This window comes from Parasphingomonas frigoris, assembly GCF_036663815.1.
Lineage (GTDB): Bacteria > Pseudomonadota > Alphaproteobacteria > Sphingomonadales > Sphingomonadaceae > Sphingomonas.
Genome location: NZ_JAXOJQ010000002.1, coordinates 348,603 through 374,749 on the forward strand (window position 1 = coordinate 348,603; position 26,147 = coordinate 374,749).

Annotated in this window: 26 protein-coding genes; 12 read left to right on the top strand and 14 right to left on the bottom strand. The window is 66.2% G+C overall.

What is annotated here, in order from left to right:
* Positions 1-47: 47 nt before the first annotated feature.
* Positions 48-1,094 (top strand): cell wall hydrolase, encoded by a 1,047-nt coding sequence (locus U1872_RS07005; protein ID WP_332792170.1) that lies wholly within the window; start codon positions 48-50, stop codon positions 1,092-1,094.
* 117 nt (positions 1,095-1,211) lie between these two features.
* On the opposite strand, the gene U1872_RS07010 is transcribed toward U1872_RS07005, so the two are convergent.
* The 4 genes from U1872_RS07010 to U1872_RS07025 form a co-directional block, all read right to left on the bottom strand.
* Complete coding sequence (locus U1872_RS07010; protein ID WP_332792775.1) at positions 1,212-3,128, bottom strand: S9 family peptidase; 1,917 nt, start codon at positions 3,126-3,128, stop codon at positions 1,212-1,214.
* A gap of 97 nt (positions 3,129-3,225) precedes the next feature.
* Complete coding sequence (locus tag U1872_RS07015) at positions 3,226-3,639, bottom strand: holin family protein (protein WP_332792171.1); 414 nt, start codon at positions 3,637-3,639, stop codon at positions 3,226-3,228.
* Between the two features lie 58 nt (positions 3,640-3,697).
* Positions 3,698-4,237: a glycoside hydrolase family 108 protein gene (locus tag U1872_RS07020; RefSeq protein ID WP_332792172.1), complete on the bottom strand. Its 540-nt coding sequence runs from the start codon at positions 4,235-4,237 to the stop codon at positions 3,698-3,700.
* A 178-nt stretch (positions 4,238-4,415) separates the two neighbouring features.
* Entirely contained in the window at positions 4,416-7,667 is a 3,252-nt protein-coding gene (locus U1872_RS07025; RefSeq protein WP_332792173.1) for a S41 family peptidase, read from the bottom strand.
* A gap of 127 nt (positions 7,668-7,794) precedes the next feature.
* Between U1872_RS07025 and U1872_RS07030 the strand changes: the two genes are divergently transcribed.
* Positions 7,795-9,165 (top strand): hypothetical protein, encoded by a 1,371-nt coding sequence (locus U1872_RS07030; RefSeq protein ID WP_332792174.1) that lies wholly within the window; start codon positions 7,795-7,797, stop codon positions 9,163-9,165.
* Between the two features lie 170 nt (positions 9,166-9,335).
* Here U1872_RS07030 and U1872_RS07035 read toward each other — a convergent pair whose 3' ends face one another.
* A complete protein-coding gene (locus U1872_RS07035) occupies positions 9,336-9,593 on the bottom strand; it encodes a hypothetical protein (RefSeq protein ID WP_332792175.1) in 258 nt (85 codons plus the stop codon).
* Between the two features lie 38 nt (positions 9,594-9,631).
* Entirely contained in the window at positions 9,632-10,216 is a 585-nt protein-coding gene (locus tag U1872_RS07040) for a hemerythrin domain-containing protein (protein ID WP_332792176.1), read from the bottom strand.
* Positions 10,217-10,435: 219 nt separating this feature from the next.
* Here U1872_RS07040 and U1872_RS07045 point away from each other — a divergent pair, with 219 nt between their 5' ends.
* From U1872_RS07045 to U1872_RS07055, 3 genes are all read left to right on the top strand, one after another.
* A complete protein-coding gene (locus U1872_RS07045) occupies positions 10,436-11,026 on the top strand; it encodes an alpha/beta hydrolase (RefSeq protein ID WP_332792177.1) in 591 nt (196 codons plus the stop codon).
* Positions 11,027-11,122: 96 nt separating this feature from the next.
* Positions 11,123-11,392: a hypothetical protein gene (locus U1872_RS07050; protein ID WP_332792178.1), complete on the top strand. Its 270-nt coding sequence runs from the start codon at positions 11,123-11,125 to the stop codon at positions 11,390-11,392.
* Between the two features lie 299 nt (positions 11,393-11,691).
* Entirely contained in the window at positions 11,692-12,504 is an 813-nt protein-coding gene (locus U1872_RS07055; protein ID WP_332792179.1) for a ferredoxin--NADP reductase, read from the top strand.
* Between the two features lie 253 nt (positions 12,505-12,757).
* Here the strand turns inward: U1872_RS07055 and U1872_RS07060 are convergent, their stop codons facing one another.
* The 3 genes from U1872_RS07060 to U1872_RS07070 all read right to left on the bottom strand — a co-directional run bounded on the left by U1872_RS07060 (position 12,758) and on the right by U1872_RS07070 (position 15,374).
* Entirely contained in the window at positions 12,758-13,261 is a 504-nt protein-coding gene (locus tag U1872_RS07060) for a hypothetical protein (protein WP_332792180.1), read from the bottom strand.
* A gap of 159 nt (positions 13,262-13,420) precedes the next feature.
* Positions 13,421-13,786, bottom strand: a complete 366-nt coding sequence (locus U1872_RS07065; protein ID WP_332792776.1) for a bleomycin resistance protein — start codon at positions 13,784-13,786, stop codon at positions 13,421-13,423.
* Between the two features lie 88 nt (positions 13,787-13,874).
* The gene (locus U1872_RS07070; protein ID WP_332792181.1) at positions 13,875-15,374 is read right to left on the bottom strand and encodes an MFS transporter; all 1,500 of its coding nucleotides are present in this window, start codon (positions 15,372-15,374) and stop codon (positions 13,875-13,877) included.
* A gap of 298 nt (positions 15,375-15,672) precedes the next feature.
* Between U1872_RS07070 and U1872_RS22850 the strand changes: the two genes are divergently transcribed.
* Complete coding sequence (locus U1872_RS22850; protein ID WP_443025344.1) at positions 15,673-15,972, top strand: energy transducer TonB; 300 nt, start codon at positions 15,673-15,675, stop codon at positions 15,970-15,972.
* A 371-nt stretch (positions 15,973-16,343) separates the two neighbouring features.
* Here the strand turns inward: U1872_RS22850 and U1872_RS07075 are convergent, their stop codons facing one another.
* The gene (locus U1872_RS07075; RefSeq protein ID WP_332792182.1) at positions 16,344-16,685 is read right to left on the bottom strand and encodes a hypothetical protein; all 342 of its coding nucleotides are present in this window, start codon (positions 16,683-16,685) and stop codon (positions 16,344-16,346) included.
* A gap of 16 nt (positions 16,686-16,701) precedes the next feature.
* Complete coding sequence (locus tag U1872_RS07080; RefSeq protein WP_332792183.1) at positions 16,702-17,457, bottom strand: competence/damage-inducible protein A; 756 nt, start codon at positions 17,455-17,457, stop codon at positions 16,702-16,704.
* Positions 17,458-17,521: 64 nt separating this feature from the next.
* Here U1872_RS07080 and map point away from each other — a divergent pair, with 64 nt between their 5' ends.
* The 5 genes from map (at position 17,522) to U1872_RS07105 (ending at position 23,112) form a co-directional block, all read left to right on the top strand.
* On the top strand, positions 17,522-18,346 hold the full coding sequence (map, locus tag U1872_RS07085; RefSeq protein ID WP_332792184.1) for a type I methionyl aminopeptidase: 825 nt from the start codon (positions 17,522-17,524) through the stop codon (positions 18,344-18,346).
* Between the two features lie 166 nt (positions 18,347-18,512).
* Positions 18,513-18,851 (top strand): P-II family nitrogen regulator, encoded by a 339-nt coding sequence (locus U1872_RS07090; RefSeq protein WP_332792185.1) that lies wholly within the window; start codon positions 18,513-18,515, stop codon positions 18,849-18,851.
* A 97-nt stretch (positions 18,852-18,948) separates the two neighbouring features.
* A complete protein-coding gene (gene glnA / locus U1872_RS07095; RefSeq protein ID WP_332792186.1) occupies positions 18,949-20,370 on the top strand; it encodes a type I glutamate--ammonia ligase in 1,422 nt (473 codons plus the stop codon).
* A 318-nt stretch (positions 20,371-20,688) separates the two neighbouring features.
* Positions 20,689-22,356 (top strand): GIY-YIG nuclease family protein, encoded by a 1,668-nt coding sequence (locus tag U1872_RS07100; RefSeq protein ID WP_332792187.1) that lies wholly within the window; start codon positions 20,689-20,691, stop codon positions 22,354-22,356.
* A gap of 147 nt (positions 22,357-22,503) precedes the next feature.
* On the top strand, positions 22,504-23,112 hold the full coding sequence (locus tag U1872_RS07105) for a flavodoxin family protein (RefSeq protein WP_332792188.1): 609 nt from the start codon (positions 22,504-22,506) through the stop codon (positions 23,110-23,112).
* Here U1872_RS07105 and U1872_RS07110 read toward each other — a convergent pair whose 3' ends face one another.
* Both U1872_RS07110 and U1872_RS07115 read right to left on the bottom strand, forming a co-directional pair.
* The gene (locus U1872_RS07110) at positions 23,113-23,994 is read right to left on the bottom strand and encodes a DMT family transporter (protein ID WP_332792189.1); all 882 of its coding nucleotides are present in this window, start codon (positions 23,992-23,994) and stop codon (positions 23,113-23,115) included.
* Between the two features lie 33 nt (positions 23,995-24,027).
* A complete protein-coding gene (locus U1872_RS07115) occupies positions 24,028-24,588 on the bottom strand; it encodes a pseudouridine synthase (RefSeq protein ID WP_332792190.1) in 561 nt (186 codons plus the stop codon).
* 77 nt (positions 24,589-24,665) lie between these two features.
* On the opposite strand from U1872_RS07115, the gene U1872_RS07120 reads away from it, so the two are divergent.
* Positions 24,666-25,103 (top strand): hypothetical protein, encoded by a 438-nt coding sequence (locus U1872_RS07120; protein WP_332792191.1) that lies wholly within the window; start codon positions 24,666-24,668, stop codon positions 25,101-25,103.
* Positions 25,104-25,110: 7 nt separating this feature from the next.
* Here the strand turns inward: U1872_RS07120 and U1872_RS07125 are convergent, their stop codons facing one another.
* The gene (locus U1872_RS07125) at positions 25,111-26,085 is read right to left on the bottom strand and encodes a quinone oxidoreductase family protein (RefSeq protein ID WP_332792192.1); all 975 of its coding nucleotides are present in this window, start codon (positions 26,083-26,085) and stop codon (positions 25,111-25,113) included.
* Between the last annotated feature and the right edge of the window lie 62 nt (positions 26,086-26,147).

A 26,147-nucleotide genomic window follows, 5' to 3' on the forward strand; every position in this document is an offset into this window, starting at 1 on the left:
GCAAATTGGCAGCATCGCCGCCGCGCACAATCGGCTATGGAGCGCGCGTGAACGCGCGGGCGCTTCTTGGCTGGGTGAAGATGCGGCGGCTGAGCAAGCTCGGCGCCATCGGCTTATGCGCGCTCGTTCTCGCCGGCGTTTCGGCGCATGCCGCGCTGCGCGCGATCGTCGAACAGAATGCCAAGGCGGCGCATATGGCGCCGGCGCCGAGCGGCTATGAGCTGCAGGATCATTTCCCTGGCGCGGCCTATTATTACGCCGCCGCCCCGGCAGTCTCCGCCGAACCGACCGCCATGCAGGGCGCGACCGGCACGATCGCGCTGCCCGATTTGCCGCTCCCCGCCGGGGCCGCGTTGCTGGCGAGCGATGGCTCGGTCCGCCCCGCAGCGCCTTTCTCGATGGCGTCTGCCAGCGCGATCGACCACGGCCGTGCGCTGCAATGCCTGACCACCGCGATCTACTATGAAGCCGCGAGCGAGCCCGATGCCGGGCAGCAGGCGGTCGCGCAGGTCATCCTCAACCGCGTCCGCCACCCCGCCTTCCCCGCCACGGTGTGCGGCGTGGTCTATCAGGGATCGGAACATGCCGGCTGCCAGTTCAGCTTCGCCTGCGACGGGGCATTGCTGCGCGGGGCGCCATCGAAAGCCTATTGGCTGCGCGCGCTCAAGGTCGCGGTCGCGGCGCTCAACGGCCATGTCATGGCCGAGGTCGGGCTGGCGACGCATTACCATACGTATGCCGTGACGCCGTCGTGGAACCGCAGCCTGGTAATGACCGCGGCGATCGGCGCGCATTTCTTCCATCGCTGGCAGGGCGGTTGGGGCACCCCCGCTGCGTTCCGGCAGGGCTATGTCGGCGGTGAGCCGGTGCCCGGCCCGCACGCGCGGACCGACCCGCCGGTGATCCTCGCCGCGGCGATCGCGACGGCTGTGGTACCGACCACGCCGGTTCCGGTGACGAAGGCCGCGGCGATCCAGCCCGCTTACGTGCAGAGCGGCACTCCGGTCGCCGCGCCGAAGCCGGCGGTCGATACGCTGCCCGGCGATTCGCAGATTCTCGATCGCTGGAAAGATTCGGGCAAGCCGCTGCGGTAATTGCTCTCCCCTCCCTGGAAGGGAGAGGTTGGGGGTGGGTCGGCCCGCAGCAGCCGTAACGTTCCCCCTGAGAGCAACCCACCCCCAGCCCCTCCCTTCCAGGGAGGGGAGGAAGGGTTACTTCTTCGCCGCCAGATATTTGTCGAACCACGCCCGCGTGCGCGCCGCGACGTCGGCCGCATTGGCGGCGCCGCGGATGCCGTGGCCTTCCTCGGGATAGATCACCAGGCTGGTCGGCACGCCCATGTCCTTCAGGCCGTGCCAATATTCGATCGACTGCGTCGGCGGCACCTCGATGTCGCGCTCGCCGACATAGATGAAGGTCGGCGTCTTGGCGTTGCGGATGAAGTTGACCGCCGAGACATCCTCATAAGCCTTGCGATCCTCGTACAAGGTCTTGCCGAAGAAGGGCAGCATCCACTGGTCGATGCCGTTGGTGCCGTAATAGCTCACCCAGTTCGACAGCCCCGCGCCGGCGACGATCGCCTTGAAGCGGTTGGTCTGCGTGTTGGCCCACATCGCCATGAAGCCGCCATAGCTGCCGCCGGTGAGGCCGAGCCGTGCATCGTCGACCGGGGCGACCTTCTCGACCGCGTCGATCCCGGTCAGGATATCGCGCAGGTCGCCCCCGCCGAAATCGCGCTTGTTGGCGGCGGTGAAGGCTTCGCCCTGGCCGAAGCTGCCGCGCGGATTGGGCAGGAAGATGTAATAGCCGGCATCGAGCAACGCGGAGTAGCCGCCGCCGAAATAGGGCACGTTCGCCGCCGACGGGCCGCCATGGACGATCGTGATCATCGGCGCCTTCCGCGCTGTCGGCGCGCCGAGCGGGGCGAGCAGCCAGCCCTGCACGTTGAACCCGTCATTCTTCCAGCTGATGCTGCGCGCGGTCATCCGCGCCGGGACGGCATCGTTGTCGTGGGTGATCTGGACGGGTGCGCCGACCGGGCCGGCATAGATAGCGGGCGCATGGGTGAAGTCCTGCGCGACCGTCGCCACTACCTTGCCATCGGCGCTCCACGCCGCCCTGGCGTCGCCTGCCGCCAGGCTCGACGGGCGGCTCCAGCCGAAGCCGTCGGCGCGCTCGCCGGCATCGGCATAGAGCCCCATCCTGTCGCCCCGAAGTGCGGTGCCGCGGATCGTGGCGTCGCGCCAGACCAGCGAGGTCACCGTCAGCTTGCTGTTCGGCTGGGTGTTGCGCGGTTCGCCGCCGGCGAACGGGACCGTCCAGACATCGCCGCCGACCGAGCCGAAATCGCTCATCAGGCCGCCGATATAGGCGACCGTCTTGCCGTCGGGCGACACGCGCGGGAAATTGAGCTGGGTCTTCGGCGCGGCGATCGTGCGCACCGCGCCGGTCTGCGCGTCGACCGCGTCGAGGGTCGCGACCCACCAATTATTGTCGCCATTGCCGCGCGCCGAGGTGACGACGAAGCCGCTACCGTCGGGCGTCCAGTCATATTCGTAAATGTAGCGATCCGCCGGCGAGAGTGGCCGCACCGCGTCGGCGGCGACCGTGCCGGTGACGTCGAAAACAGCGAGCCGCTGTTCGTCGCTCTTCTCGCCAATCTCGCCGATCTGGCGGACGCCGGCCTGCGCCGCGCCGGCCTCCTTGGCCGCGCCGATCGTCACCAGCAGCGCGATTCTGCTGCCATCGGGGGAGAAGCGCGGGGTCTGTGCGATGCCCTTGATCGTCGCGAGCGTGCGCTGCGCGCCGCCGCGGTCGAGCGACAGCGTCACCACGCCCGCCGCCTTGTCGCGCGCGAGGAAGGCGAGGCTGCCGTCGGGCGCGAAGGTCAGCCCCGACAGCGCGCAGCTGCTGCGGCACGGGTCGAAGCTGCGCAGGATCTGGCCGCCGGCGGTGGCGCGAATCACGATCTTGGGCTTGGCGCCGCTCGTGTCGCTGTCGATCGTCGCGATCCGGTCGCCCTTCGGCGACAGCGCGAGCCCGCCATAGCTGTGGATCGTGGTGGCGGGGGCCGCCATGAGCGGGGTTGCGGACACGCTGGCAAGGAAAGCGAACAGGCTGAGACGCATCAAAGGGGGAAGCTCCGTCGAGGTGATGGAGCGGGATAGCACAGTGGGTCGGGAGGGCAATCGGTGCCGCCCCCCTCCCCTTTCAACGTTCGCGGGTTTACTTGGACGATCCCCTCGACTTCCCCCACGATCGCGCCGCGGTGTAGCCGAGATAGCCTGTGCCGAAGAGCGCGTAGAGCGGCTCGGGGATGCCGTTCAGATAGGCGTTCATCCCCGCGGCGATGTCCTGCGCCATTTGCGGGCGAAAGGCGGCGATCAGCCCCATCGGGATCGCCCACAGCAGCAGCACGTACATCACGTAGAGGAAGCTCGGGCGCGCGCGGCTGGTCCACGGGTCGGTGCTCTGCGCCTCGGCGATGATCGCCGAGATCTGCGTCTTCACCTGCTCCATTTCCTGCGAGCCCTGCAGCGTCAGCAGCTTGAGCTTGGCCTCGTCGCGCGCCTTGGGGTCGGGAATGACCTTGTCGATGATGCTGGTGATCGGGCCGATCAGGCCGTCGAGCAGTCCCATATGCGTCTCCTCTCGAAAAACGGAAAGTCACAGTAAAGTCACACCATCGCGGCCGCCTTTAACCGATGCGGTTGGCGAGCCAGCCGTAGAGAAAGGCTTCGTTGGCGGGCCGGCTCTCGGCCAGCGCGACGTAGCGCTCGCCCTGCAGTGCCTCGATCGCCTTGAGCAGCACGCGTTCGGCACAGCCGCCGCGGCGGGCGAGAAAGGCGGCGAGCGCGGCGAGCGTGGTCTCGCCGATCCGCGCATCGGTGCGCAGGTCGGGATAGTCGCTCGCCCCGCGATTGAGCGCGTTGAGCGCGCGTTGCAGGAAGGCGGTCGCCACCGGCGGGCCCATGTTGACGCCGGTGTCGAACAATTCGGCGGCGATGCGCGGCGCCAGCACGGCGACTGCGTCGAAGCGCGGCGCACACCAATAGAGTTTGCGATAGATGGCGCGCGCGGTGTCGCGCGGCAGGTCACGCATCGCCCCGGCATAGCCGTTCGCGCGCGCGACCGCGGCCGTGATGCCGTAGCGCGTCTCACCGCCGCGATCGGCGGGATGGTTGCAATAGCCGCCCTCGCGGTCGAGGACGGCGTCGATCAGGGTTTCGATGGACATTGATCACCTCCGACTTGGTAGGTAACCTATCTGGATATATGTAGGACAGTGTTGCGTGTATCTCCCCTCCCGCGTGCGGGAGGGGCTGGGGGTGGGCACGCGCTCTCGACGGCAGCTGACGCTGACAGCGCACGCCCTCCCCCTACCCCCTCCCGCACGCGGGAGGGGAGGACGGAGGCTAGGGCTTCCCCGCCAATTGGCCGAGCAACACCTCGACCGCCGCGCTCAACTGCGCATCGCTGCCGCTCGCGGTCTCGCCGAGCGGGCGCTCGACGGTGAAGTCGACCGGGCGCGGGTGCATCTCCATGTCCTGCCCGCGCCCGTCCTGGATGCGCGTGCTCGGGGTGCGCACCGACGAGCCATCGATCAGTTGCTCGCCGCCGGTGAAGATGATCCACCCCGCGGTCGGTTGCCCGACCACCTTGCCGAGCCCGAGCGCGCGATAGCCCTCGGTGAAATCCTCGGCGTCGGACAGCGAGGATTCGTTGGTGACGAGCACGGTCGGCTTGCCGAGCGCGCGCTGCCCCAGCGCCTGACGCCCCGGCAACGAGAACAAATCGCGCGGCGTCATCGTCAGATAGTTGCGTCGCGCGAACACGTCGATCGCATAGCCGTTGATGAAGCCGCCATTGTTGTTGCGGATGTCGACCACCACGCCCTGCTTGCCCTGATTTTCGGCATCGAGATCGAGATAGAGCTGGTCGAGCGATTCGGACGACATGTCGGCGATGTGGACATAGCCGAGCTTGCCGCCCGACAGCCGGTCGACCAGCGCGCGCCGGTCGTCGACCCACTGGCGATAGGTGAGCCCCGCCGCCGATCCGACCGAGACCGGGCGCACAACGACGTCACGCCGCCCGCCCGCGCCCTCGACGCCGAGCGCCACGCGCCGGCCGACGGTGTTTTCGAGCAAAGCGTCGAGATTGCCGCGCGCACCGACCGCGACGCCGCCGACGCTGACGATGCGATCGCCCGGCACGATCTTCTCGATCGCCGCCGGCCCGAGCGTGATCACCTCGCGCACCACCAGCCCGCGCCCGGCATCATAGGCCGCGCGATCGAAGCGCAGCCCGAGATCGCCGACGCGTCCGCTGCGCGGCGCACCCGGCGCGCCGCCCGCCAGCGAAATCCCCGAATGCGAGGCGTTGAGCTCGCCGATCATGACGTTGATGATCCGCCGCACCTCGTCGGGGGTCCGCGCACCGCTGACGAAGGGCTGATAGTGCGCGCGCAGCGCCTTCCAGTCGTGCCCGTTGAAGCCGGCGTCGAAGAATTTGCGGTCGAGAATGCTCCACGCCTCGTCGAACACGATCTGCTTCTCGGTCGCGAAATCGACGTCCATTTCCGCGCCGACCGCGATCGGCTTGGGCTTGGGGCTCTCGAGCGGGGTCGAGATGACGCGGCCGCCGTCGAGGTAGAAGAGCGTCTTGCCGTCGCCGCTCAGCGCGAAGTCGCCCTTGGGCCGGTCGCTCTGGCTCAGTTGCTGGGCCACCGGCGGCTCGTCGGCGATCTCGTCGAGACTGTAGCTGTAGAGGTTGGCGCGCCCGCGCTCCTGCGCGCGGAACACCAGCGTCTTGCCGTCGGCGCTGATCACCGGCGTGTCGGCGTTGAGCCCGAGCGGCAGGATCGTCGCGCGACCGCGCAAGCCTTCCCATACGATCGTCACCGGCGGCACCTTCGGCGGTACGGGGGCTGCTGCGCCCTTCTTCGCCGCGCTCGGCAGCGGCTTTGGCGCGGGCGGTGTCGGGATGTCGCCCGGCGTGTCGGGCGTGCCGGGCTGCTTGCCGGGCTTGAACAGGTCGCTGAACTTGTCTTCCTTGAACTTCGGGACGTGCGGCAGCAGGTCGATCCGCACGATCCGCGAATCCTCGCTGCGCTGCGCGGTGTCGAACAGGATGTATTTGCCGTCGGGCGACCAGGCGATGCCGCCCATCTGGCCGTTGCCGAGGAAGCTCACCGGCCGCGCCGCGCCACCCGCCGCCGGCACGACGTGGACGTTGACGAACGAGCGCGCGTCGAGCAGCGGGAAGGCGATATAGCGCCCGTCGGGCGACCAGGTCGGGCGCGGCCCGTCGCGCTCGTCGGTCGCGATCGCGCCGGTGAACAGCGTGCGGTCGGCCCCGCCCGCCAGCGTTACGACGTGGAGCTCGCGGTCGTTGAGCACATAGGCCGCGCTCTTGCCATCGGGGGCGTAGGCAGGCGCGGACGCGATGCCCTGCGTGGTCAGCACCGTCTCGCGCCCGCTGGCGACATCATATTCGACCAGCGCGTGGGCGAGCCCGCGCTCCGAGATCACCAGCGCGCGGCGGCTGTCGGGCGACCACACCACTTCGCGCTCGGCGCCGAGCGTATTGGTGATACGCTGCGCCGTCCCGCCATCCTTGGCCGCGGTGGCGAACACTTCGCCATGCCCGATCACCGCGACCTTCTGCCCGTCGGGCGAGAGCGCCATGCGCGTGAAGCTTTGCAACTGATCGTGGCGGCGCGGGGTCGCGCTCGCTGCGCCGCGCAATGTGATCGGGACTGCGCTCGCCTGGCCCGTTGCCGGATCGAACCGCCACACGGCGAAATCGCGTTCGAACACGATGCCAGCGCCGTTCGCCGCCATCGACGGATAGAGTAGCCGCCCGTCGGTGAAGCGCGTCAATTGCTCGGGCGCCGCCCCCGCGCCGACCCCGAGGCGCCACAGATTTTCGGTGCCGCCCTTCGCGCTCATATAGACGATGCTGCCGCCGTCACGGCTCCACATCGGCCAGGCGTGCTTCTCGCCATCGGCGAGCAGGCGGCGATAGGCACCGCCTTCGGCGACGGGCTTCACCCACAGCTCGGTCTGGTCGATGTGCGAGGTGCCGTTGCGCCACCATTGGCCGGCGCTGATCCCGCGCGTGTTGATCACCAGCGTGCTGCCGTCGGGCGACGGCGCCGCCTGATATTCGGCGAGATATTTCTCGCGGCTGATCTGCATCGGCGTGCCGCCGGCGGCGGGGACACGGAAGATGTCGCCCTGCCGCGCGACGTCGGCGACGCCCGACGCGAAGTAGAGATATTTCCCGTCGGGCGACCAGGCATCGAGCTCCTCGCCCGCCTCGGCATAGGTCAGCCGCGTCACCGCACCGCTCGCGAGATCGAGCACGTAGAGGTTGGCGTTGCCACCGCGCGTCGAGGTGAAGGCCAGCCGCGTGCCGTCGGGCGAGTAAAGCGGCCGCCCCTCGGTCGCCGCGTCGGTGACGAGCGGCCGCGCGATGCCGCCGCTTGCCGCGACCTCCCAGATGTCACCACCCGAAGCGAAAGCGATCAGCGCGCCGTCTGGCGACAGCGTCGGCTCGGCGAAGGCGGGCTTGGCGTTGCCCTGCGCCAGAACAGCGGGCGCAGCGAGCATGGTCGAGGCGAGCAGGCAGGCGGCCGCCAGCGCGCGGCGAGAAAATGACATGAAGGAGCCCCCACAGGTTCGCGAATTCGCGCAACAAAGCGCAAAATCCGGCGCCCGACAAGCGGCGCAGCGCGGATCGGCGATGGCATCACGCGCGGCTGCCCGCTAGCGTCGGCTGGTGGGACGTGTGACAGACAAAGGTACGCTGCTGGTCGGCGCTGGTGGCATCGTCGTGCTGGCGCTGCTGCATGGCCTGCTGTTCTGGCCGGGCATCCTGACCTGGGATGCGATCCGCCAATATGGCCAGGCGCTGAGTGGCCATTATGACGACTGGCACCCGCCCGCGATGAACTGGCTGTGGCGGCAGTTGGGCGTGTTCGCCGCCGGCCCCGCGCCGATGCTGGTGCTGCAGGTCGCGCTCTATTGGGGCGGTACCGCGCTGTGGATGGTCGCGGCGTGGCGGCGCGGCGCGCGGATCGCCGCGCTTGCGATCGGGCTGTTGGCGCTGTCGCCGATCGCGCTAGTGCTGGTCGGGACGGTGCTCAAGGACAGCCTGTTCGCGGGCGCCCTGCTGCTGGCGAGTGGGCTGCTCGCAGCGTTCCCGGTGCGGCGTGGCGCGCGGATCGGCGCGGTGCTGCTGCTGGTCGCGGCGGCGACGCTGCGCTTCAATGCGGTGCCGGCGTGCCTGCCCTTGCTGCTGCTCGCACTGCCGGCGGGGTGGCGGAGCACGCTGCCGCGGCTCGGTGCTTCGGCGCTGCTTGCCGCGATCCCGCTGGTGCTCGCGCTCCCGCTCGCCAATGCCGCACTAAAGGCCGAGCGGAGCGGGGTCGAGCTGTCGCTGGTGATCTACGATCTCGGCGGGATCGGGCGCTTTGCCGGGGTCGATGCCTTCCCCCCGACGCCGGTCGGAGATCCGGTCGCGGTCAACGCCGACTGCTATTCGCCAATCTCGTGGGATCGCTATGCCTGGTGGGGCCCGGCGCCGTGCGCGATCGGTTACGCCACTCTGCGCCCGCCGCTCAAGGCCGGGCACGGCCCCTACGCCTGGTGGGCGTCGGCGGTGGCACACTATCCGCTGGCCTATGCACAGCACCGGCTCGCGCATTTCGATCGCAACACGCGCTTTCTCGTCCACGATGCCGACCTGCCGGGGCTTTCGCTTGCTTCCGACCCCAACCCGTGGGGTTTCGCGGTCGCGCCCAATGCCGCCCGCTCGGCGATTGCGAGCGCCGCGCAGACGCTGTTGACGACCCCGCTCGGCTGGCCGATCTGCTGGCTCGCGCTCGGGCTGGGTCTGCTCGTGCTGCGCCCGTCGCTGGCGGATGGCGACCCCGCGGTCGCGCTGGCCTGGTCGGCGGTGCTCTATGGCTTCAGCTACCTGCCGCTGAGCGTCGCCTCCGAAGTGCGCTATCATTTCTGGACGATCGCCGCGGTCGGCATCGCCGCGGCGCTGACGCTGACGCGGCGCGAGACGTGGGCGCTGCCGCGCTGGCGCTTGCTGGCGGCTGGCGCGCCGCTGCTTGTGGTAGGCGTCACGGGAATGCTGGCGCGGATCTAAAGCGGGCTTCCCATCTAAAAGCGCTTCCCCGGCGAAGGCCGGGGCCCAGGAGTAGAACACGAGAAGGCTGGCGACTGCGCGTCGTTATCGTGGCCATTCCGACTGGGCTCCGGCCTTCGCCGGGGAAGCTCTAAGGTGGGGGACGTCACCGTGACAACCTCCTTCCCCGCCTACCCGTCGGTCTCCACCACCTCGACGATCTCGAACGCATAGCGCTGCCACCCGCGCTGCCCGGCCGCTTCGGCGAGCGCGGTCTTCTTGCGCTTGGCTTCGGCGAGCGACTTGGTGTGCCCCCAGAACACCTCGCTCTTGCCGTTGGCGAGCACGGCGACGATCCGCCAATAATGCGTGAAGGCGGTCGCGGTCGGGCCGATCGTCTTGACGTAGCCGTCGGGCAGCGTCGCGGTGAGGTAGCGTTTGCGCGCCACCCGTCAGCGCCGCGCGCCGAAGATGCAAGCGACGCCGCTCAACTGACGCTCCGCTCGCCATGTTCGAGCATCGCCGGGAGCACGAGATCCTCCTCGTCGGCCAGATGCCGCGCGAGCAGGCCCATCAGGTGATCCGACGCCCCGGCGAAGCGATCGGTCGCGACCAGCCGCGCATCGCCGGGCTGCCCGAGTGCGGCGAGCAGCGCACGCGCCTGCTCGACCGTTTCGTGCAACGTCGCATCGATCACCGCATGGTCATTCTCGAGCAGGTCGAACCCCGCCACCATTCGCGGATCGAGCGCACGGAACTTGGGAAAATAGGCATGATCCTCGATCTGGTGATGCCCGGTCAGATGCTGCAGGAAATGGTTGAAGCGCGGCACGAACGCGCTCTGGAACGCGGCCGGGTCGATCCGCCCCTCGCGCAGCGCCGCGGTCACCTGCTGCACCTGCCCGCCCTGCTCGCGCAGGCTAGCATGGACGCTCAGCCAGAAGGCCGAGAGCTCGCCATAGTTGCGGTGGCTGCGCCACTGCGGCGCTGGGTATGCGGCGCGCAGATAGGCGATCTCGGCCGGCACGCCCACACGGTCGGAGAGAGGCAGGGCGATCGGTGAAGTCGGCATGAAGCGCTTTCAGCACCGCGCGACGGCACGATGGATCGCTGCGCGGTAGCCGCGCCCGCCGCGCCCCGCAACCATAGCGGATTTCACTCTGCCGATATCCGCCGTCGCTTTGGCGCAGCGCGATTGCCAGTCTTGCGCATCGGCATAGGCTTGACCCTTGCCGCCCGACTCGCCCGAGAATCGAGCAGACGGCGACCGCACTCTTCGAGGGTCAGTCGGATGGACGAGGATCGCACGATCAGGACCGCACAGCCCATCGTGGTGGCAGCCGCCGGAGATCCGATCCGGCGTGGCGATGCCCCGCACGTCGTGCTCGATCTCGCCAAGTTTCACAGCGGTCGCTGGGCGTTGCAGCTCGATGCGCTGGTCGCGCGCCGCGATACGCCTGTCGTCATCCTGGCGCAGGGCGTCGCCTGCCTGGCGGTGGCGTGGTGGGCGCAGCTTTCGCCGCGCAGCTATGTGAGCGGGATCAAGGGTGCGCTGCTGCTCGCGCCGCTCGACGTCGGCTTCGGTCAGGAAGCGATCGCCGCCAGCGCGCGCTCGGGCCCGACGACGCGCCTGCCCTTCCCCTCGGTCGTCGCGCACGCAGCCTATCCGTTCGCCGAACCGCTGCTGGCGCTGGCCGACGCGTGGGGCAGCGACGTCGTCGATATCGCGGCACCGATCGACCTGCATCCGTCCAATCGACGGCCGGCGGGACGGAGCGAGACCGAGCAGTTGCTCGGCTTTCTCGACCTGCTCTATCCGGCTGCAACCGCCGAGCCGGGCCCGCATGACCCGATCCATCCGGTTGATCTCCATCTGACGTGACCGGCGCCCAGCGCTGATCCTGCATGGAACCTAGCATGCCCTCGCCGCGCTTATACCCAGGATGAAGCGGCACGCCCGCAACGAAGGCAGATCATAATGACTGAAGCAACCTGGGGCGAAGACACCAAGACCCCCGCGATCGACTGGCGGATGAGCGCATCGCTCGAAGACGTGCCGCGTGGCGACGCCGAGGTAGCCGAGGTGACCAGCCTCGAAGGTGCGGTGCGCACATGGCAGCAGCTCGATTCGCCGCATCGCTCGGCCGCGACGCTCAAGCTCGAACGCGCGATCCAGCTCGACGGCGTCTCGCTCAACGTGTTCACCGGCGACAGCATCAACGCGCTCGCCGAGAAGCTGCCGCACTGATCGGCCCGCGCATATTGACGTCGGCCGCCTGCATCGTCACAGCAGCCGACCGTACGCGCCGAAGTTACCCGTTGAATCGACCCGCCCGACCGGAGTAACGGCGTGCGAGAGTATGTCGATCGTCCTTCGGCGACGCTCGGTCGGGGTGGTACGGCGTTTCGCCTGCCGCCTGCAACCGCGTGTCGTGGGCCGATCAAGGCGCGCAAATTGGGATAAGGATGCGCCGACAGGGCGCGCGGGGGCTGGATTGCCGGGTGGCACCACCGCGCTTCACCGGCGCATACAAGGACGGTCTATTCATGAATGATGTCGTTGCAAGCATGCCTGCCCTCGAGCCGACCACGGCGCTTTCGGTCGAAACCGTGCTCAGCGTGCGGATGTGGAACGAGCATCTGTTCAGCTTCACGATCACGCGCCCGGCAAGCTTCCGCTTCCGCTCGGGCGAGTTCGTCATGCTCGGCCTCGCCGGCGAGCAGCGCCCGCTGTTGCGCGCTTACTCGATCGCCAGCCCGGCTTATGCCGAAGAGCTCGAATTCCTCTCGATCCGCGTCGCCGACGGTCCGCTGACCTCGCGCCTGTCGCAGATCCAGCCGGGCGACCAGGTCTATCTCGGCCGCAAGCCGACCGGCACGCTCGTCGCCGACGCGCTGCTGCCGGGCAAGCGGCTGTTCATGCTGTCGACCGGGACCGGCCTCGCGCCGTTCCTCAGCGTCGCGCGCGATCCGGAAATCTACGACCGCTTCGACCAGATCCAGATCGTCCACAGCGTGCGCCGCGTCGTCGACCTCGCCTATCGCGAGCCGCTCGAAGCCAAGCTCGCCGACGATCCACTGGTCGACGAGCAGGCCGCGACGCAATTCTCCTACGTGCCGACCGTCACGCGCGAGCCGTTCCAGACGACCGGGCGGATTGATGCGCTGATCGACGATGGCACGTTGTTCGCGCAGATGCCGGGCACGCCGCATCTCGACCCCGAGACCGACCGCATTATGCTGTGCGGCAGCATGGCGATGATCAAGGACCTCGCCGCCAAGCTCGAGACGCTGGGCTTCGTCGAGGGCTCGAACTCGCATCCGGGGCAATATGTGATCGAGCGCGCGTTCGTCGGCTGAAGCCGGGAACGCCGCTCCCCTTCAGGAGCGCCACGTCAACCGCGCCCCGCGCGGTTGAGGTCAGGCCGGGGGCCTGATCGGCCTGACGCTGGGTTGGGGAAGTCAAAACAGTCGGTCTCTGCGAGGCCCCCCCTACCCCCATCCCCTCCCCTGAAGGGGAGGGGCGAACCTAGGTCATCCCGGCCGGTCAGGGAGCGACCTAAATCGTGAAGTCGTTAGGAGCGTATGTCTGGATCTGGTGGGGAGCAGACTTTTACAGCGGTTTTGTCTTGTAAGGGTTATACTCTGGATTGCCGAAACGCCGCCCAGAAACTGTCAGTATCAAACGGTCTGAAGACAACCTTTGCCAAACAGTGCGGCAATAAGCCTCCTGGCCTTCGATAGTGGTGCAAAGCTCCGATCCGACAATACCTGCCTTGATGCCCCAGTGACCATGACGAACGATGTAGCCGCGAGCACAAGTTCCACGTTCCCACCTTCCATCGGAATAGAAGCTTTCGACAGGTGGGCAACCACCCTCTATCAGTACGTCTAAAATGACACCCGGGGCTAGTGGCGTCAATTCGTCTAACAGCAGAGCTTTACCTGAGATCACACTCCTTATCTCGTTTGCACCGAGAGGGGCGCGAGCGGGCGCAGAAAGTCTAACGCGTAGCGCCTGCGGATTAGCGGTTGTCGGATTGGTCGACGCGGACGCCGCTGCCGTTGCTATATTAGTCATCAAAATGACCGAAGCAATTTTCAACACGAACTTCATCGAACGCCCCTCGCAACTGGATATGCCTAAGGACCCTGAGGTCCGCTACTAGTCGTTTTCTACCCAACCGCGTGTCCGCCCGATAGCCGCCGGTCCGCGTTCGAAACGCGCCCTCGTGCTGGCAGACGTCGAACGGGAAAAGCGCTCAGGTCCAGTCGTTCAGTCCGGCGCTTGAACCAGCCGAATCAACGTTCCGTCTGGATCGATCAAGGCCCCGACGATGCCGCCCCAGGCTTCGCGCTTCGGCTTGTGCGCTCGCGGCCACCCCACCGTCACCTCCGGCACACCAGCGGCTTTGATATCTGCGAAAAATGCGCCGACGTCCTGCATTCTGAAGCAGCAGCCAAAAGAACTGTCAGCGGGATCCAGGTCGGGATACGGAAAGAACTCAAGCGTCATATCGCCGCGCTTGAGGATCATCCACGCCGGGTCGCGCCACGTCTCCATGAAGCCCAGCTTCCCGAAAAATTCGGCCGTCCGGTCGAAGTTTCGGCTCGGCAAATTGGGGGTCGCGATGTCGGGCAAAGGATCAGGCTCCATCGGAATTTCCTCGATCATAGCGTGGCAATCCAACGACGAAAGCCGGTATCCGCGTTCCTGCGCACGCCGCTTCCTACGCGCGATGCCCGCTCATCGCATCCCCTGCATCGGCGGCGAAGCGCGCGTTCCAGATCGTCGCGCTGGTCGAGATCGCAGTGACCACCAGGAAGGCCAGCGTGAAGTCGCCGAGCTGCGGGCGGGTATGCCCGCCCCCTAGCATCCCGACGTGCAGCGACGCCGCCCCCACGCAGATGCCGAGCGACAGCATCAGCTGCTGGAAGGTCGCGTAGAAGCTCGTCGCCGAGCTCATCCGCTCGCTCGGAATCTCGTCATAGGCGATCGTGTTGTAGGCCGAGAATTGGAACGACATGAAGAAGCCCGACAGCATCAGCACCGCGAAGATCAGCGGGATCGGCCAGTCGGGACGGAACAGCCCGCACACCGCGTAGCCCGCACTCGCCCCCAGCCCGCCGACGATCAGGCTGTTGCGAAAGCCCCAGCGCCGCAGCACGCGCGGTGCGAGCCCCTTCATCGCCAGCGATCCGATCGCGGTCGCGACGGTGATCGCGCCGCTCGCCGCCGCGGTCATGCCGAAGCCGAGCTGGAGCATCATCGGCAGCAGGAAGGGCTGCGCGCCCTGCGTGATCCGCGTCAGCGATCCGCCGATCAGCGACAGGCGAAAGGTCGGCACGCGCATCAGCGAGAGGTCGAGGATCGGGTCGGCGCGACGCCGCGCGTGGCGGATGTAGAGCGCGCCCGCGATGCAGCCGATCGCGATCAGCGCGATCGCCGCGGGCAGTTCGCCGCTGCGGCTGGTCATCTCGAAGCCGAACAGCAGGCAGCCGAGCGACACGCCCGACAGCAGGAACCCCGCCGGGTCGGCCGCGACCGGCTTTTCGGCGCGCACCTCGCCGATGTAGCGCGTCACCAGCACGACGCCGAGCAAACCGATCGGCACGTTGAGATAGAAGATCCAGCGCCAGTCGAGATAGGTGACGATCGCGCCGCCGACCGGGGGCCCGAGGATCGGCCCGATCAGCGCGGGCATGATCAGCCACGACATCGCCGAGACCATATCCTCCTTGGCGACGCTGCGCAGCAGGACGAGCCGCCCGATCGGGATCATCATCGCACCCCCCAGCCCCTGCAGGAAGCGCGCACCCATGATGAACGGCAGGCTCGGCGCGATGCCGCACAGCGCCGAGCCCGCGACGAAGATCAGGATCGCGGCGCGGAACACGGTGCGCGATCCGAAGCGGTCGGCGAGGCGCCCGCTCGCCGGAATGAAGATCGCCAGCGCGAGCAGATAGGAAGTCAGCGCCGAGCTCATGTTGGTCGCCGGCACGCCGAAATCGCGCGCCATCGTCGGCAGCGCGGTGGCGAGGATCGTCGCGTCCATCTGCTCCATGAACAGCGCGCAGGCGATGATCAGCGCGATCAGCCGGTAATTCTTCGGCGTATGCCCGACCGCGCCGATATCCTTCGCGACGAGCGCGATGCTGTCCGCGGCGGGCAGGATGCCGTCGCGGATTTCACTGTTGATCGAGGCGAGGCCCCGGCGGCGCAATCGCATGGCGCGGTTCCGAAAGCTTGGGTCGTTGCTGCGCAGGACGCGATATGCGCCCGGGCCGGTGCGCGGGGACCGGATGGATGGGCTCTCCTGCCAGCGCTTGCTCGGCTGATCGGATGGTCGGCAGCGCCTCCCCTGCGCCTCAAAGCGAGTCGCTGCAAGGCGGGTTTCGGTTGGGGCAAGTGGTGGGCTGGTTACTGCGGTCGTTCCGAATTCGACCAACAGCGGTCATCTAATCATCATGTTCCCCGCCATATACTCACCGACGCTGTATATGCTCTATGGGTAAGGATGCGGTAGAATGAGAACGCGTTTGTGCATTTTGACGGCCTCCCTTTTGATCTCGGGCGTGGCCGAAGCAGAGGTTCAACACGACGATTACCCTGCTCTGGCTTTGCGAATGCGGCATGAGGGGAAAGTTCGATATCATGCAGAATATGGCCCCGACGGTCGCTTAACGGACTGCACAATCACGAAGTCTAGCGGCTACCCCGAACTCGACGCTCGAACCTGCGTGTTGGTTAAACGATCATCCGAGCCGCATCCACAGATGTCAGGATCGAAAGATGGCACTGTAAAATGGAAGCTGCCAAAAAGTTAGATACTCGACATCGGAGATGCAGGGCAGCGTTTAAGTTCCGCTCCAAAGCAGACCATCAGCACACCACCAGAAAACGACACCACCAGAAAACGACATAGCCCGTCGCCGTTGCCCCGTAAAAGGCCGGGGCCGCTAGGTTCGGGTCGGACCGCCCGCTCAGCAAACCAGCGGCCCCGGCCTCCGCCGGGGCGACGGGGATCAGGCAATCCGCGGCACGCGCTTGCCCTTGGTGCGGCTGGTCAGATGAAACTGGCGGCAGCGGTCGCAACGATACGGTCGGAGCACGAGGCCAGACTGCTCGGCCGCCTGCACCGCAGCGATCTCCGAACCGAACCGCCGCTTGCGCGCGCAGACGCTGAGCTTGGTGCGGATCAGCGCGGCTTCTTGGGCTGCGGCACGCCGCTCACCCAGAAGATGCCGCCGGGCTGGAGCGTGATGACATATTGCCCCTTGTCGTCGCATTCGGCGATCCACACCGCCTTGCCGTCGATCGGCGCGTGCTTCTCCATCCGCACGATCTTCTGGCAGGTATAGCCGCCGTCGCGGATCGCGCGGAACATCGTCGTTTCCTGCAAGCTCGGCGACAGCGCGTCGATCTTGGCTTCCATCGGATCGTGGCTCGCCACCGCCGCCGGCGCAGTGCTCCCGGTCGGGCTGCCGTCGCAGGCCGCGAGCGTGAGGGTCAGGGCTGCCGCAAGATATGCGCGCTTCATCAGGTCGCTCCCAAGTTCAGATGCCGCCCGCAATGACGCTGCGGCCGGTCGCTTCGAGTGCCGCGGTCAGATCGGCGACGCAGCGGTCGGCGAGTGTAGCATCGGTCGCGCGCACGACGAAATTGGCGCCGGTGCGCCCGTCGCGAAAGAAGGGATAGCTGCCGATCGCGACGCCCTCATGGGTCTTCTCGGCCTGGCGCAGCACGTCGGCGACCTCGCTCTCGCCGACCCAGCAGCCGATCGTGCGCGACAGCACCGGCAGCCCACCCTCGAGCGTGCCGGTCAGCGCGTCGAGCATCCCAGCGGTGATGTGCGGCACGCCGGCCATGATGAAGACGTTGCCGAGCTTGATGCCCGGCGCGCCCGACATGCGATTCTCGATCAGGTCGGCGCCCTCGGGAACGCGCGCCATGCGCTTGCGCGCCTCGGTCAGCCCGCCGCGCGTGGTGTAATAGGCCTCGAGCACCGCCACTGCCTGCGGGTGGAAGACGACCGGCACGCCGAGCGCCTCGGCGATCGCGTCGACGGTGATGTCGTCATGCGTCGGGCCGATGCCGCCGGTCGTGAACAGATAGTCGTTGCGCGCGCGCAGCGTGTTGACCGCCTCGACGATCGCGTCGGTCTTGTCAGCGACGATCCGCACCTCGGCCAGGCGGATCCCCTGGACGTTGAGCCACGCCGCGATCTGCGCGACATTCTTGTCCTGCGTGCGGCCCGACAAAATCTCGTCGCCGATCACCGCGAGCGCGGCCGTCCAGATGCGTGTGGTCATGCCCCCGCATAGCCGCCTAGCCGCCCCCTCGCAAAGCGAAAGCGGCTTCGCTATATCGCATCGGATGACCGATTATGTAACCGTAACCGCCGACGCCCCCGCGGGCCGCACCGGCGCGATCAAGCTCTATGGCCGCGATGCGTTCGACGGGATGCACGCCGCGGGTAAGCTCGCCGCCGAAGCGCTCGACATGATCGTGCCGCACATGGTGCCGGGCACGCCGACCGCCGAGATTGACGACATGATCCGCCGCTTCATCGTCGAGCGCGGCGGCGTCCCCGCGACGCTCGGCTATCGCGGCTATACGCATTCGAGCTGCATTTCGCTCAACCACGTCGTCTGCCACGGCATCCCGAGTGACAAGACGCTCAAGAATGGCGACATCGTCAATGTCGACGTGACGCCGATCCTCGGCGGCTGGCATGGCGACACCAGCCGGATGTATCTGATCGGCGACGTGCCGATCAAGGCGAAGCGGCTGGTCGAGGTGACCTACGAATGCCTGATGCTCGGCATCGAGCAGGCCAAGCCCGGCAACCATCTCGGCGACATCGGCCATGTCATCCAGCGTCATGCGGAGAAGCATCGCTACGGCATCGTCCGCGATTTCTGCGGGCATGGCCTTGGGCAGCTGTTCCACGACGCGCCCGAGGTGGTCCATGTCGGCAAGCCCGGCACCGGCCCCGAATTGAAGCCCGGCATGATCTTCACGATCGAACCGATGATCAACACCGGCCGCGCCGACGTGAAGCTGCTCGACGACGGCTGGACGGCGGTCACGCGCGACCGCTCGCTCTCGGCGCAGTTCGAGCATTCGATCGGCATCACCGAGACGGGCTGTGAGATCTTCACGCTCAGCCCCGGCGGCTTCGACAAGCCGCCTTACTGAGCCCCGAGGCGGCGCGACTGCTTGGCAATCGTGCACCCGACCGGCGCTTGCCCGATTCTTGGGCATCGTTTTCGCAGGAAATCCGCGTCACTCCAGCATTTCCGCCCCTCGCGCGGCTGGCACGGTTGTTGTAAGGTCACCCGACATAGCGGGAGGCGTAGCAGGCGTGAAAAAGATCGAGGCCATCATCAAGCCGTTCAAGCTCGATGAAGTGAAGGAAGCGCTTCACGAAGTCGGCGTGAGCGGCATCACCGTGACCGAAGCCAAGGGTTTCGGCCGCCAGAAGGGCCATACCGAGCTGTATCGCGGCGCCGAATATGTCGTCGATTTCCTGCCCAAGGTGAAGCTCGAGGTCGTCGTCGAGGATTCGATGGCCGACCGCGTCGTCGAGGCGATCGCCGCCGCGGCGCAGACCGGTCGCATCGGCGACGGCAAGATTTTCGTCATCCCCGTCGAGACCGCGCTGCGCATCCGTACCGGCGAGCGCGACGAAGACGCCATTTGACGCAGCGCAACATTATGTGACAGCGTAAATATCCGGGCGACACACGATTCCCGAACCACTCGGGCAGACTATCGAAAACGAAAGGCGTGGGGACTTTATGGCTAAGGCACCGAATTCGGTCAGCGACGTGCTGAAGATGATCAAGGATCAGGAGATCGAGTGGGTCGATCTGCGCTTCACCGATCCCAAGGGCAAATGGCAGCATCTGACGATGGTCGCCGGTGTCGTCGGCGAGGACGAGCTGACCGACGGCTTCATGTTCGACGGCTCCTCGATCGAGGGCTGGAAGGCGATCAACGAATCCGACATGATCCTGAAGCCGGATCTGGACGCGGTGTGGATCGATCCGTTCTCGGCGACGCCGATGCTGATCCTGGTCTGCGACATCGTCGAGCCGTCGACCGGCGAGCTCTATGCGCGCGATCCGCGCTCGACCGCCAAGCGCGCCGAGGCGTATCTCAAGACCACCGGCATCGGCGACACGATCTTCATCGGCCCCGAAGCCGAGTTCTTCATGTTCGACAACGTCCAGTTCGAGAACAGCTATTCGACGAGCTATTACAAGATCGACGATATCGAGCTGCCGACCAACACCGGCACCAGCTATGACGGCGGCAACCTCGGCCACCGTCCGCGCGCCAAGGGCGGCTACTTCCCGGTCGCACCGGTCGACTCGGCGGTCGACATCCGCGGCGAGATGGTCTCGACCATGCTCGAAATGGGCCTCCCCTGCGACAAGCATCACCACGAAGTGGCGGCTGCCCAGCACGAGCTCGGCCTGACCTTCGGCACGATGACCGTCACCGCCGATCGCATGCAGATCTACAAATACGTCTGCCACAACGTCGCGCAGGCTTACGGCAAGACCGTCACCTTCATGCCCAAGCCGATCAAGGAAGATAACGGCTCGGGGATGCACACGCATCTGTCGATCTGGGACAAGGGCAACCCGCTCTTCGCCGGCAACGGCTATGCCGGCCTGTCGGACATGTGCCTGTACTTCATCGGCGGCATCATCAAGCATGCCAAGGCGGTCAACGCCTTCACCAACCCGACGACCAACAGCTACAAGCGCCTGGTCCCCGGTTACGAAGCGCCCGTGCTGCTCGCCTATTCGGCGCGCAACCGCTCGGCATCGTGCCGCATCCCGTACGGCACCGGCCCCAAGGCGAAGCGCGTCGAAGTGCGCTTCCCCGACGCGATGGCCAATCCGTATCTGTGCTACGCCGCGCTGTTCATGGCCGGCCTCGACGGCATCCAGAACCGCATCCACCCGGGTGAGGCGATGGACAAGAACCTGTACGACCTGCCGCCGGCAGAGCTCGCCGAGGTGCCGACCGTCTGCGGTTCGCTCCGCGAGGCGCTCGATTGCCTGGCGGCGGATCACGACTTCCTGCTCAAGGGCGACGTGTTCTCGAAGGACCAGATCGAATCGTATATCGAGCTGAAGATGGAAGACGTGAAGCGTTGGGAAATGACGCCGAGCCCGGTCGAGTTCGATATGTACTACAGCTACTGAGGCCGCCGCGCCGGCGGCCGGTGGGGACAAGGCGAAGCCGAAGTTCCCACAGGAGCTTTCGGCCGGCCTCGCCATAGCGAGGACCGACGACGTGGCTTTGCCACGGCGTGGATTATGGAGAGGGCGTTCGGAGGGATCCGGGCGCCTTTTTCTGTTTTGGTGCGGCGTGTGTCGACCAATAAACGACACTCAGGCTGCCTTGCTCGATACCCGCATCCTGCCGCTCGTAATAACTCGATTTTTGGATTGTGCTGGTCGGGAGCAAGGAAGGTCAGACAGCCGAAACGAGAAGGCGACCACTCAGAGCGGCATTCCTAAATGACGCGATCGCTATATAACCTCGTTTTTATGGACAACTCAGATCGTGCTCGAGTTCGCGCGTTGCGCTTTTCACGGTTCGCCGCGAGCGTCCGGGTCCGGGAGGACAACCCGGCGACCGCAACCACTTTCCGAGCCGCGGCAAAGATTGGAAAATCCGCTTCTGGAAAAAAGCGCGGCAAGGCTGCAGCCAGTCGTGCGAAGGCAGTGGCGCTCGCTTTTCGCCTGAATGGACCGGGACTGTACGTCGACAGATATCTCCGCGACTTTTTAACGGAATATAACGGTCGGATTTTCAGCGGCGAGGGCATGCACATGCCTAATTCGTACAATGTAATGCACTCTTTTGTCGAACCTGATGAAAAAACATTGGTATTAAGGCTGTTGCCGGAGAAGCATTTTTCTTTGACCTTTAATAAAATGCTGGACCGAATCACTGATCCGCACTTGAGCCCTTCGCTTCGTGGATTAACTCGATCTCTTGATGAATTCACAATATACGAGCTGAGCTTGCTAGGCGGCTATGCTGAATTTAATGTGCCCGGCAACGAGGAATTTGTATTTTGTGGCGGCGCCTTCAGCAGAGAAGGTGACGAACTCTCTGTTATCGGCGTCTTCGGAAGGTCGAATCCAAATCCTCACACAGGTAAAATGAAATTTGATGCAGTTGATATTTATCCGGGAAAGGAGTTTCTTTCTAAGGGCAAAGATGAGATTGACGTTACTGATGAGGGACTATTTGGCGACGCCGCCTTCGTCCCAATCATACTGATGACCCGAATCGACACCCGGAATGATAAAGTACAGGTCCGATATGTATTGAAGGAGCAAAAAGACACCTTTGACGTGATGACAGACGATCCGCAGGTGGCCGAGTTCTTGATCGCCAAGCGAGACGCGACGCCAGATGTCGTTGAAAATTTTGTTCGTAAGCTCGACGAGTATGCGCCGCTGTTCGAGATCCTCTTCGCGTCGCCACTCTGCCTCGACTTAATGGACGTCGATGCGGTGGCGATGGAGCGCCATCCGACCCGCCTTCGGCTGGAAGCGCAATCGGGCGAAGCGCGCTTCGTGAAGAAAAACCTGCCTGCCTCCGACGCTCCTAATTACGTTCAGGTAGCGACACTTTACGGGTTGGGAACGGGGGACACGTTCGAACTTCCTGCAACCGACCTCTCAATAGAGACCGCCGGATATTGGAAGACTTTATCGCTAGGCTCTGCCGGCCGCGACCGCCACGGGCACGTCGTACAGGGCAAAACCTGGGTCACGACCCAAACGTCGTGGTTCGAAGGTAGAGCGAAATTGTCCGATCAGGCCGCTACAACAACGATTGAAACAGCCCATGATCCAGCTGCGACGGGCGAAATCTACGTCATGCGGTCACCCCAACACCATCGAGACCTCTACAAAATTGGCTTCACCACGAAGAGTTCCGACGAGCGTGCGCGGCAGTTGAGCGCGACTACCGGGCAACCCGATCACTTTGTTGTCGTCCAGTCATGGAAGGTGCGGTCGCCAAGATTGATAGAGCAGCACGTCCATGATCTCCTACGGGAACACAGAGTGAATGGAAGCCGGGAGTTTTTTCAATGTAAATTTGAAAAGATCAGATCCACTATTGAGTATGTCATAGAACGGGCTGCGGCATTGATAGAATCGCCTTGATCATTGGGATTTTTTCGCCTTACGAATTGATGAATTCTTGACAACTCCCCGAAGACTGACGGTTCGTCGCACTAACGCACCCACGCCCCCCCCGGGAGAAAATCCCCCCGCCCCGCGTTCCTCCCCCAGCCCCCGGGAGACCCGCACATGCCGCTCAAAGCCATCGCCATCAACTGCACGCTCAAGGCCGACGCCAGCGAAGCCTCCTCCACCGACGTGATGATCGGCCTGCTCAAGGACGCCTTCGCCAATGTCGACGTCACCTGGACCGAGACGATCCGCATCGCCGCGCACGACGTGAAGCCCGGCGTGACCTCGGACGAGGGCGACGGCGACGCCTGGCCCGCGATCCGCGCCAAGATCCTCGCGGCCGACATCCTCGTCTTCGGCGGCCCCGTGTGGATGGGGCAGATCGGCAGCGTCGCCAAGCGCGTGCTCGAACGGATGGACGCCTTCCTCGGCGAGACCGACGCGCACGGGCGGATGCCGAGCTATTCGAAGGTCGCGGTCGCGGCGATCGTCGGCAATGAGGACGGCGCGCATTTCTCGACCGCGCAGCTGTTCCAGTCGCTCAACGACACCGGCTGGACGATCCCCGCGGTCGGCGCGGTCTATTGGGTCGGCGAGGCGTATGGCTCGGTCGACTTCAAGGATCTCGACGAAACCCCCAAGACCGTCGCCAAGACCGTCAAGATGGTCGCGGGCAACGCCGCGCATCTTGCCGGGCTGCTCAAGAAGGCGCCGTACCCGGGCTGATCAGGCGCGCTCCTGCGCCTCGACGATCGGCGCCGTGCTCCGTCGCAGCGCGATCGCCAGCACGCCGAGCAAGGCCAGCGCCGAGCCCGCGATCATCCGGCCATCGAGCTGGTCGCCGGTGATCATGACGCCGAGCGCGATCGTCCCGAGCGGCGTCATCAGCGTGAGCGGGGCGAGCAGGTTCGCCTCGTAGCGCGCGATCAGCCAGTAATAGGCCGTGTGCGCGCAGACCGACACGACCAGCGCGGAGAAGAGCAGCACCGCGACGAACGGCCAGCCCGCCGCGCCCGCGCTCGCCCACTGGTCCTGCTCGAACAGCGCCGAGGCGAGGCTGAGCGGGACGAACGCGACCAGCCCGACCCACGCCTGGAAGCGCAGTGGCGCGATATTGTCCATCTGCTTCATCAGGATCGCGCCGAGCGACCCGGCAAAGGCCGAGCCGAGCACGAACAGCAGCCCCGGCGAGACCTGGAAGCCCGGTTTCCAGATGACGATCAGCACCCCCGCCAGCGTCAGCGCGATGCCGAGCCCGCGGCGCCAGTGGATCCGCTCGCCGAGCAGCAGCACCGAGAGCAGGGTCGTCATCGGCACGCCCGCCTGGATCGCCACCGCGGCCGAAGAGGGCGACGCGGTCTGAAGCCCGAGGAACAGCAAGGCGAAGCTCCCGCCGCCGATCAGGCCGCCGGCCGCGACGATCCGCCACACCGGGCGCGGCACGGGCCGCAGCCACGGCAGCGTCGCGGCGAGCACGATCCCGAAGCGCAGCGCGGCGAAGAAGAGCGGCGGCACGTGCCATTCGCCGACCACGACGCGGCTGAGCACGTTGCTCATGCCCCAGGTCAGGCAGACGAACACCAGCAAGACGAAATCACGAAAGCGCATCGTCGCTCTTGTGCGGCAATCGGGCAGCGCTGGCTAGCGCGACGCTGCCGGCACCGCGCGCCATTCGCCCGGCGCCAGCCCGTCGAGCGTCCAGTCGCCGATCTGCCAGCGCACCAGCCGCAGCGTCCCGTGGCCGACCGCTGCCGTCATGCGGCGCACCTGGCGGTTGCGCCCTTCGCGGATCGTCAGGCGCAGCCAGCAATCGGGCACGCTCTTGCGAAAGCGCACCGGCGGATCGCGCGGCCAGAGCGCGGGCGGGTCGATGCGCTCGGCCTCGGCCGGGCGGGTCGGTCCGTCCTTGAGCACGACGCCACGGCGCAGCGCGGCGAGCGCGGCGGCGTCGGGTTCGCCCTCGACCTGGACGAGATAGGTTTTGGGCAGCTTGAACTTCGGATCGGCGATCCGCGCCTGCAGCCGCCCGTCATCGGTCAGCAGCAACAACCCTTCGCTGTCGCGGTCGAGTCGGCCGGCGGGGTAGACGCCGGGCAGGTCGATGAAGTCGGAAAGCGTCCGGCGTGCTGGTCCGATACCCGAATCGGTGAACTGCGACAGCACGTCATAGGGTTTGTTGAAGGATATCAGACGTGTAGCCACAACCGCTCTTTTCGACGCTGTCCGCCCCCCGAAAAGGCATCGGATTTTGTTTAGACCTGGCTGGCATAGCGCCGGTTATGACGACCGACCATCCGCTCGACCACTTCCATTACCTGCATTGCGAGGTTCTCGCCGTGCTCGACCAGGCGCGCCCGTATCTCAACGGGCGCGACGCGGAATCGTGGACCGCGCTCGCACCGTTCCGCGGTGCGCTGGCGGCTGCGCTTCACGCGCTGCAACTCTACAAGCATCGCGAACTGTTCGATCCGATCCTCGCCGCGGGTGGCCCCGACGCGGCAAGCGTCCGCCAGCTCAAGGCCGAATGCATCAAGCTCGGGCTCGACTATCAGGCCTATACCCGCAAATGGGCGTCGGCCGACATCGACGCCCGCTGGCCCGAATATCGGCTCGCCGGACTGGCGATGATGCGGCAGATCCGCGATCGGATGGCCGCGCAGCACGAGGCGATCCACCGCCTCTACGCCGTGCCCGATCTCTACCGCATCGCCTGCTGACGGCGGCCTAGACCGTCAGCACGGTCGCGCCGCGCGTCTCCCCCGCCTCGAGCGCGCGGTGCGCGTTGGCGACGTCCTCGAGCGCGAAGGTCTGGCCGATCTCGGGCGAGATCGCGCCGCTGCGCAGCATCTCGAACAGCCGCTCGGTGCCCTGCTGGCGCTCTTCGTCGGTGACGTAATAGCTGAACAGCGTCGGGCGGGTCACGAACAGCGAGCCCTTGGCGGCGAGGATGCCGAGCTCGACCCCGCTCACCTTGCCGCCGGCATTGCCATAGCTGACGATCAGGCCTCGCGGCGCAGCACTTGCCAGCGAGGTTTCCCACGTCGCCATGCCGACCCCGTCGAGGATGATCGGCACGCCCTTGCCACCCGTAATCTCGCGCACGCGCGCGGCGGTATCCTCGGTCTTGTGGAGGATGACATGGTCGGCGCCGGCGGCTTTGGCCTGCGCGGCCTTTTCCTCGCTCCCGGCAGTGCCGATCACCGTCGCGCCGACCGCCTTGAGCCAGCCGACCAGCAGATGCCCGACCCCGCCCGCCGCGGCATGGACCAACACCGTCTGCCCCGCCTGCACCTTGGCGCAGCGTTCGACCAGGAATTCGGTGGTGCAGCCCTTGAGCAGCAAGGCCGCGGCGGTGCGATCGTCGATATCGTCGGGCAGGCGCAACAGCGTGTCGGCGCGGATGTTGCGCGCGGTCGCATAGGCGCCGAGCGTCGGGCCGAAGGTGCCGACGCGGTCCCCCGGCGCGAAGCCGGTCACGCCCTCGCCCACCGCCTCGACCACACCGGCGGCCTCCGAGCCCAGCCCGCTCGGCAATTTCGCGGGATAGACGCCGGTGCGATAGTAGACGTCGATATAGTTGAGGCCGACCGCGGTGTTGCGCATCCGCACCTCGCCGGGGCCGGGATCGGGCAGGTCGACATCGACCCATTGGATCACCTCGGGGCCACCGGTCTGCTCGATTTTCGCTGCACGTGCCATGCGTCGTCTCCTGCGGGGATCGTCTCAACGGACGATCTGCGTTTCGGGTTGCAACCGATCTC

Bases quoted from the DNA above. Each gene is read 5' to 3' on its own strand.
- U1872_RS07120 (WP_332792191.1), top strand. From the start codon at position 24,666: ATGACGACCGACCATCCGCTCGACCACTTCCATTACCTGCATTGCGAG.
- U1872_RS07045 (WP_332792177.1), top strand. From the start codon at position 10,436: ATGGACGAGGATCGCACGATCAGGACCGCACAGCCCATCGTGGTGGCA.
- U1872_RS07125 (WP_332792192.1), bottom strand. From the start codon at position 26,085: ATGGCACGTGCAGCGAAAATCGAGCAGACCGGTGGCCCCGAGGTGATC.
- U1872_RS07070 (WP_332792181.1), bottom strand. From the start codon at position 15,374: ATGCGATTGCGCCGCCGGGGCCTCGCCTCGATCAACAGTGAAATCCGC.
- U1872_RS22850 (WP_443025344.1), top strand. From the start codon at position 15,673: ATGAGAACGCGTTTGTGCATTTTGACGGCCTCCCTTTTGATCTCGGGC.
- U1872_RS07105 (WP_332792188.1), top strand. From the start codon at position 22,504: ATGCCGCTCAAAGCCATCGCCATCAACTGCACGCTCAAGGCCGACGCC.
- glnA (WP_332792186.1), top strand. From the start codon at position 18,949: ATGGCTAAGGCACCGAATTCGGTCAGCGACGTGCTGAAGATGATCAAG.
- U1872_RS07055 (WP_332792179.1), top strand. From the start codon at position 11,692: ATGAATGATGTCGTTGCAAGCATGCCTGCCCTCGAGCCGACCACGGCG.
- U1872_RS07025 (WP_332792173.1), bottom strand. From the start codon at position 7,667: ATGTCATTTTCTCGCCGCGCGCTGGCGGCCGCCTGCCTGCTCGCCTCG.
- U1872_RS07080 (WP_332792183.1), bottom strand. From the start codon at position 17,457: ATGACCACACGCATCTGGACGGCCGCGCTCGCGGTGATCGGCGACGAG.
- U1872_RS07075 (WP_332792182.1), bottom strand. From the start codon at position 16,685: ATGAAGCGCGCATATCTTGCGGCAGCCCTGACCCTCACGCTCGCGGCC.
- U1872_RS07110 (WP_332792189.1), bottom strand. From the start codon at position 23,994: ATGCGCTTTCGTGATTTCGTCTTGCTGGTGTTCGTCTGCCTGACCTGG.
- map (WP_332792184.1), top strand. From the start codon at position 17,522: ATGACCGATTATGTAACCGTAACCGCCGACGCCCCCGCGGGCCGCACC.
- U1872_RS07040 (WP_332792176.1), bottom strand. From the start codon at position 10,216: ATGCCGACTTCACCGATCGCCCTGCCTCTCTCCGACCGTGTGGGCGTG.
- U1872_RS07010 (WP_332792775.1), bottom strand. From the start codon at position 3,128: ATGCGTCTCAGCCTGTTCGCTTTCCTTGCCAGCGTGTCCGCAACCCCG.
- U1872_RS07100 (WP_332792187.1), top strand. From the start codon at position 20,689: ATGACGCGATCGCTATATAACCTCGTTTTTATGGACAACTCAGATCGT.
- U1872_RS07020 (WP_332792172.1), bottom strand. From the start codon at position 4,237: ATGTCCATCGAAACCCTGATCGACGCCGTCCTCGACCGCGAGGGCGGC.
- U1872_RS07015 (WP_332792171.1), bottom strand. From the start codon at position 3,639: ATGGGACTGCTCGACGGCCTGATCGGCCCGATCACCAGCATCATCGAC.
- U1872_RS07060 (WP_332792180.1), bottom strand. From the start codon at position 13,261: ATGAAGTTCGTGTTGAAAATTGCTTCGGTCATTTTGATGACTAATATA.
- U1872_RS07050 (WP_332792178.1), top strand. From the start codon at position 11,123: ATGACTGAAGCAACCTGGGGCGAAGACACCAAGACCCCCGCGATCGAC.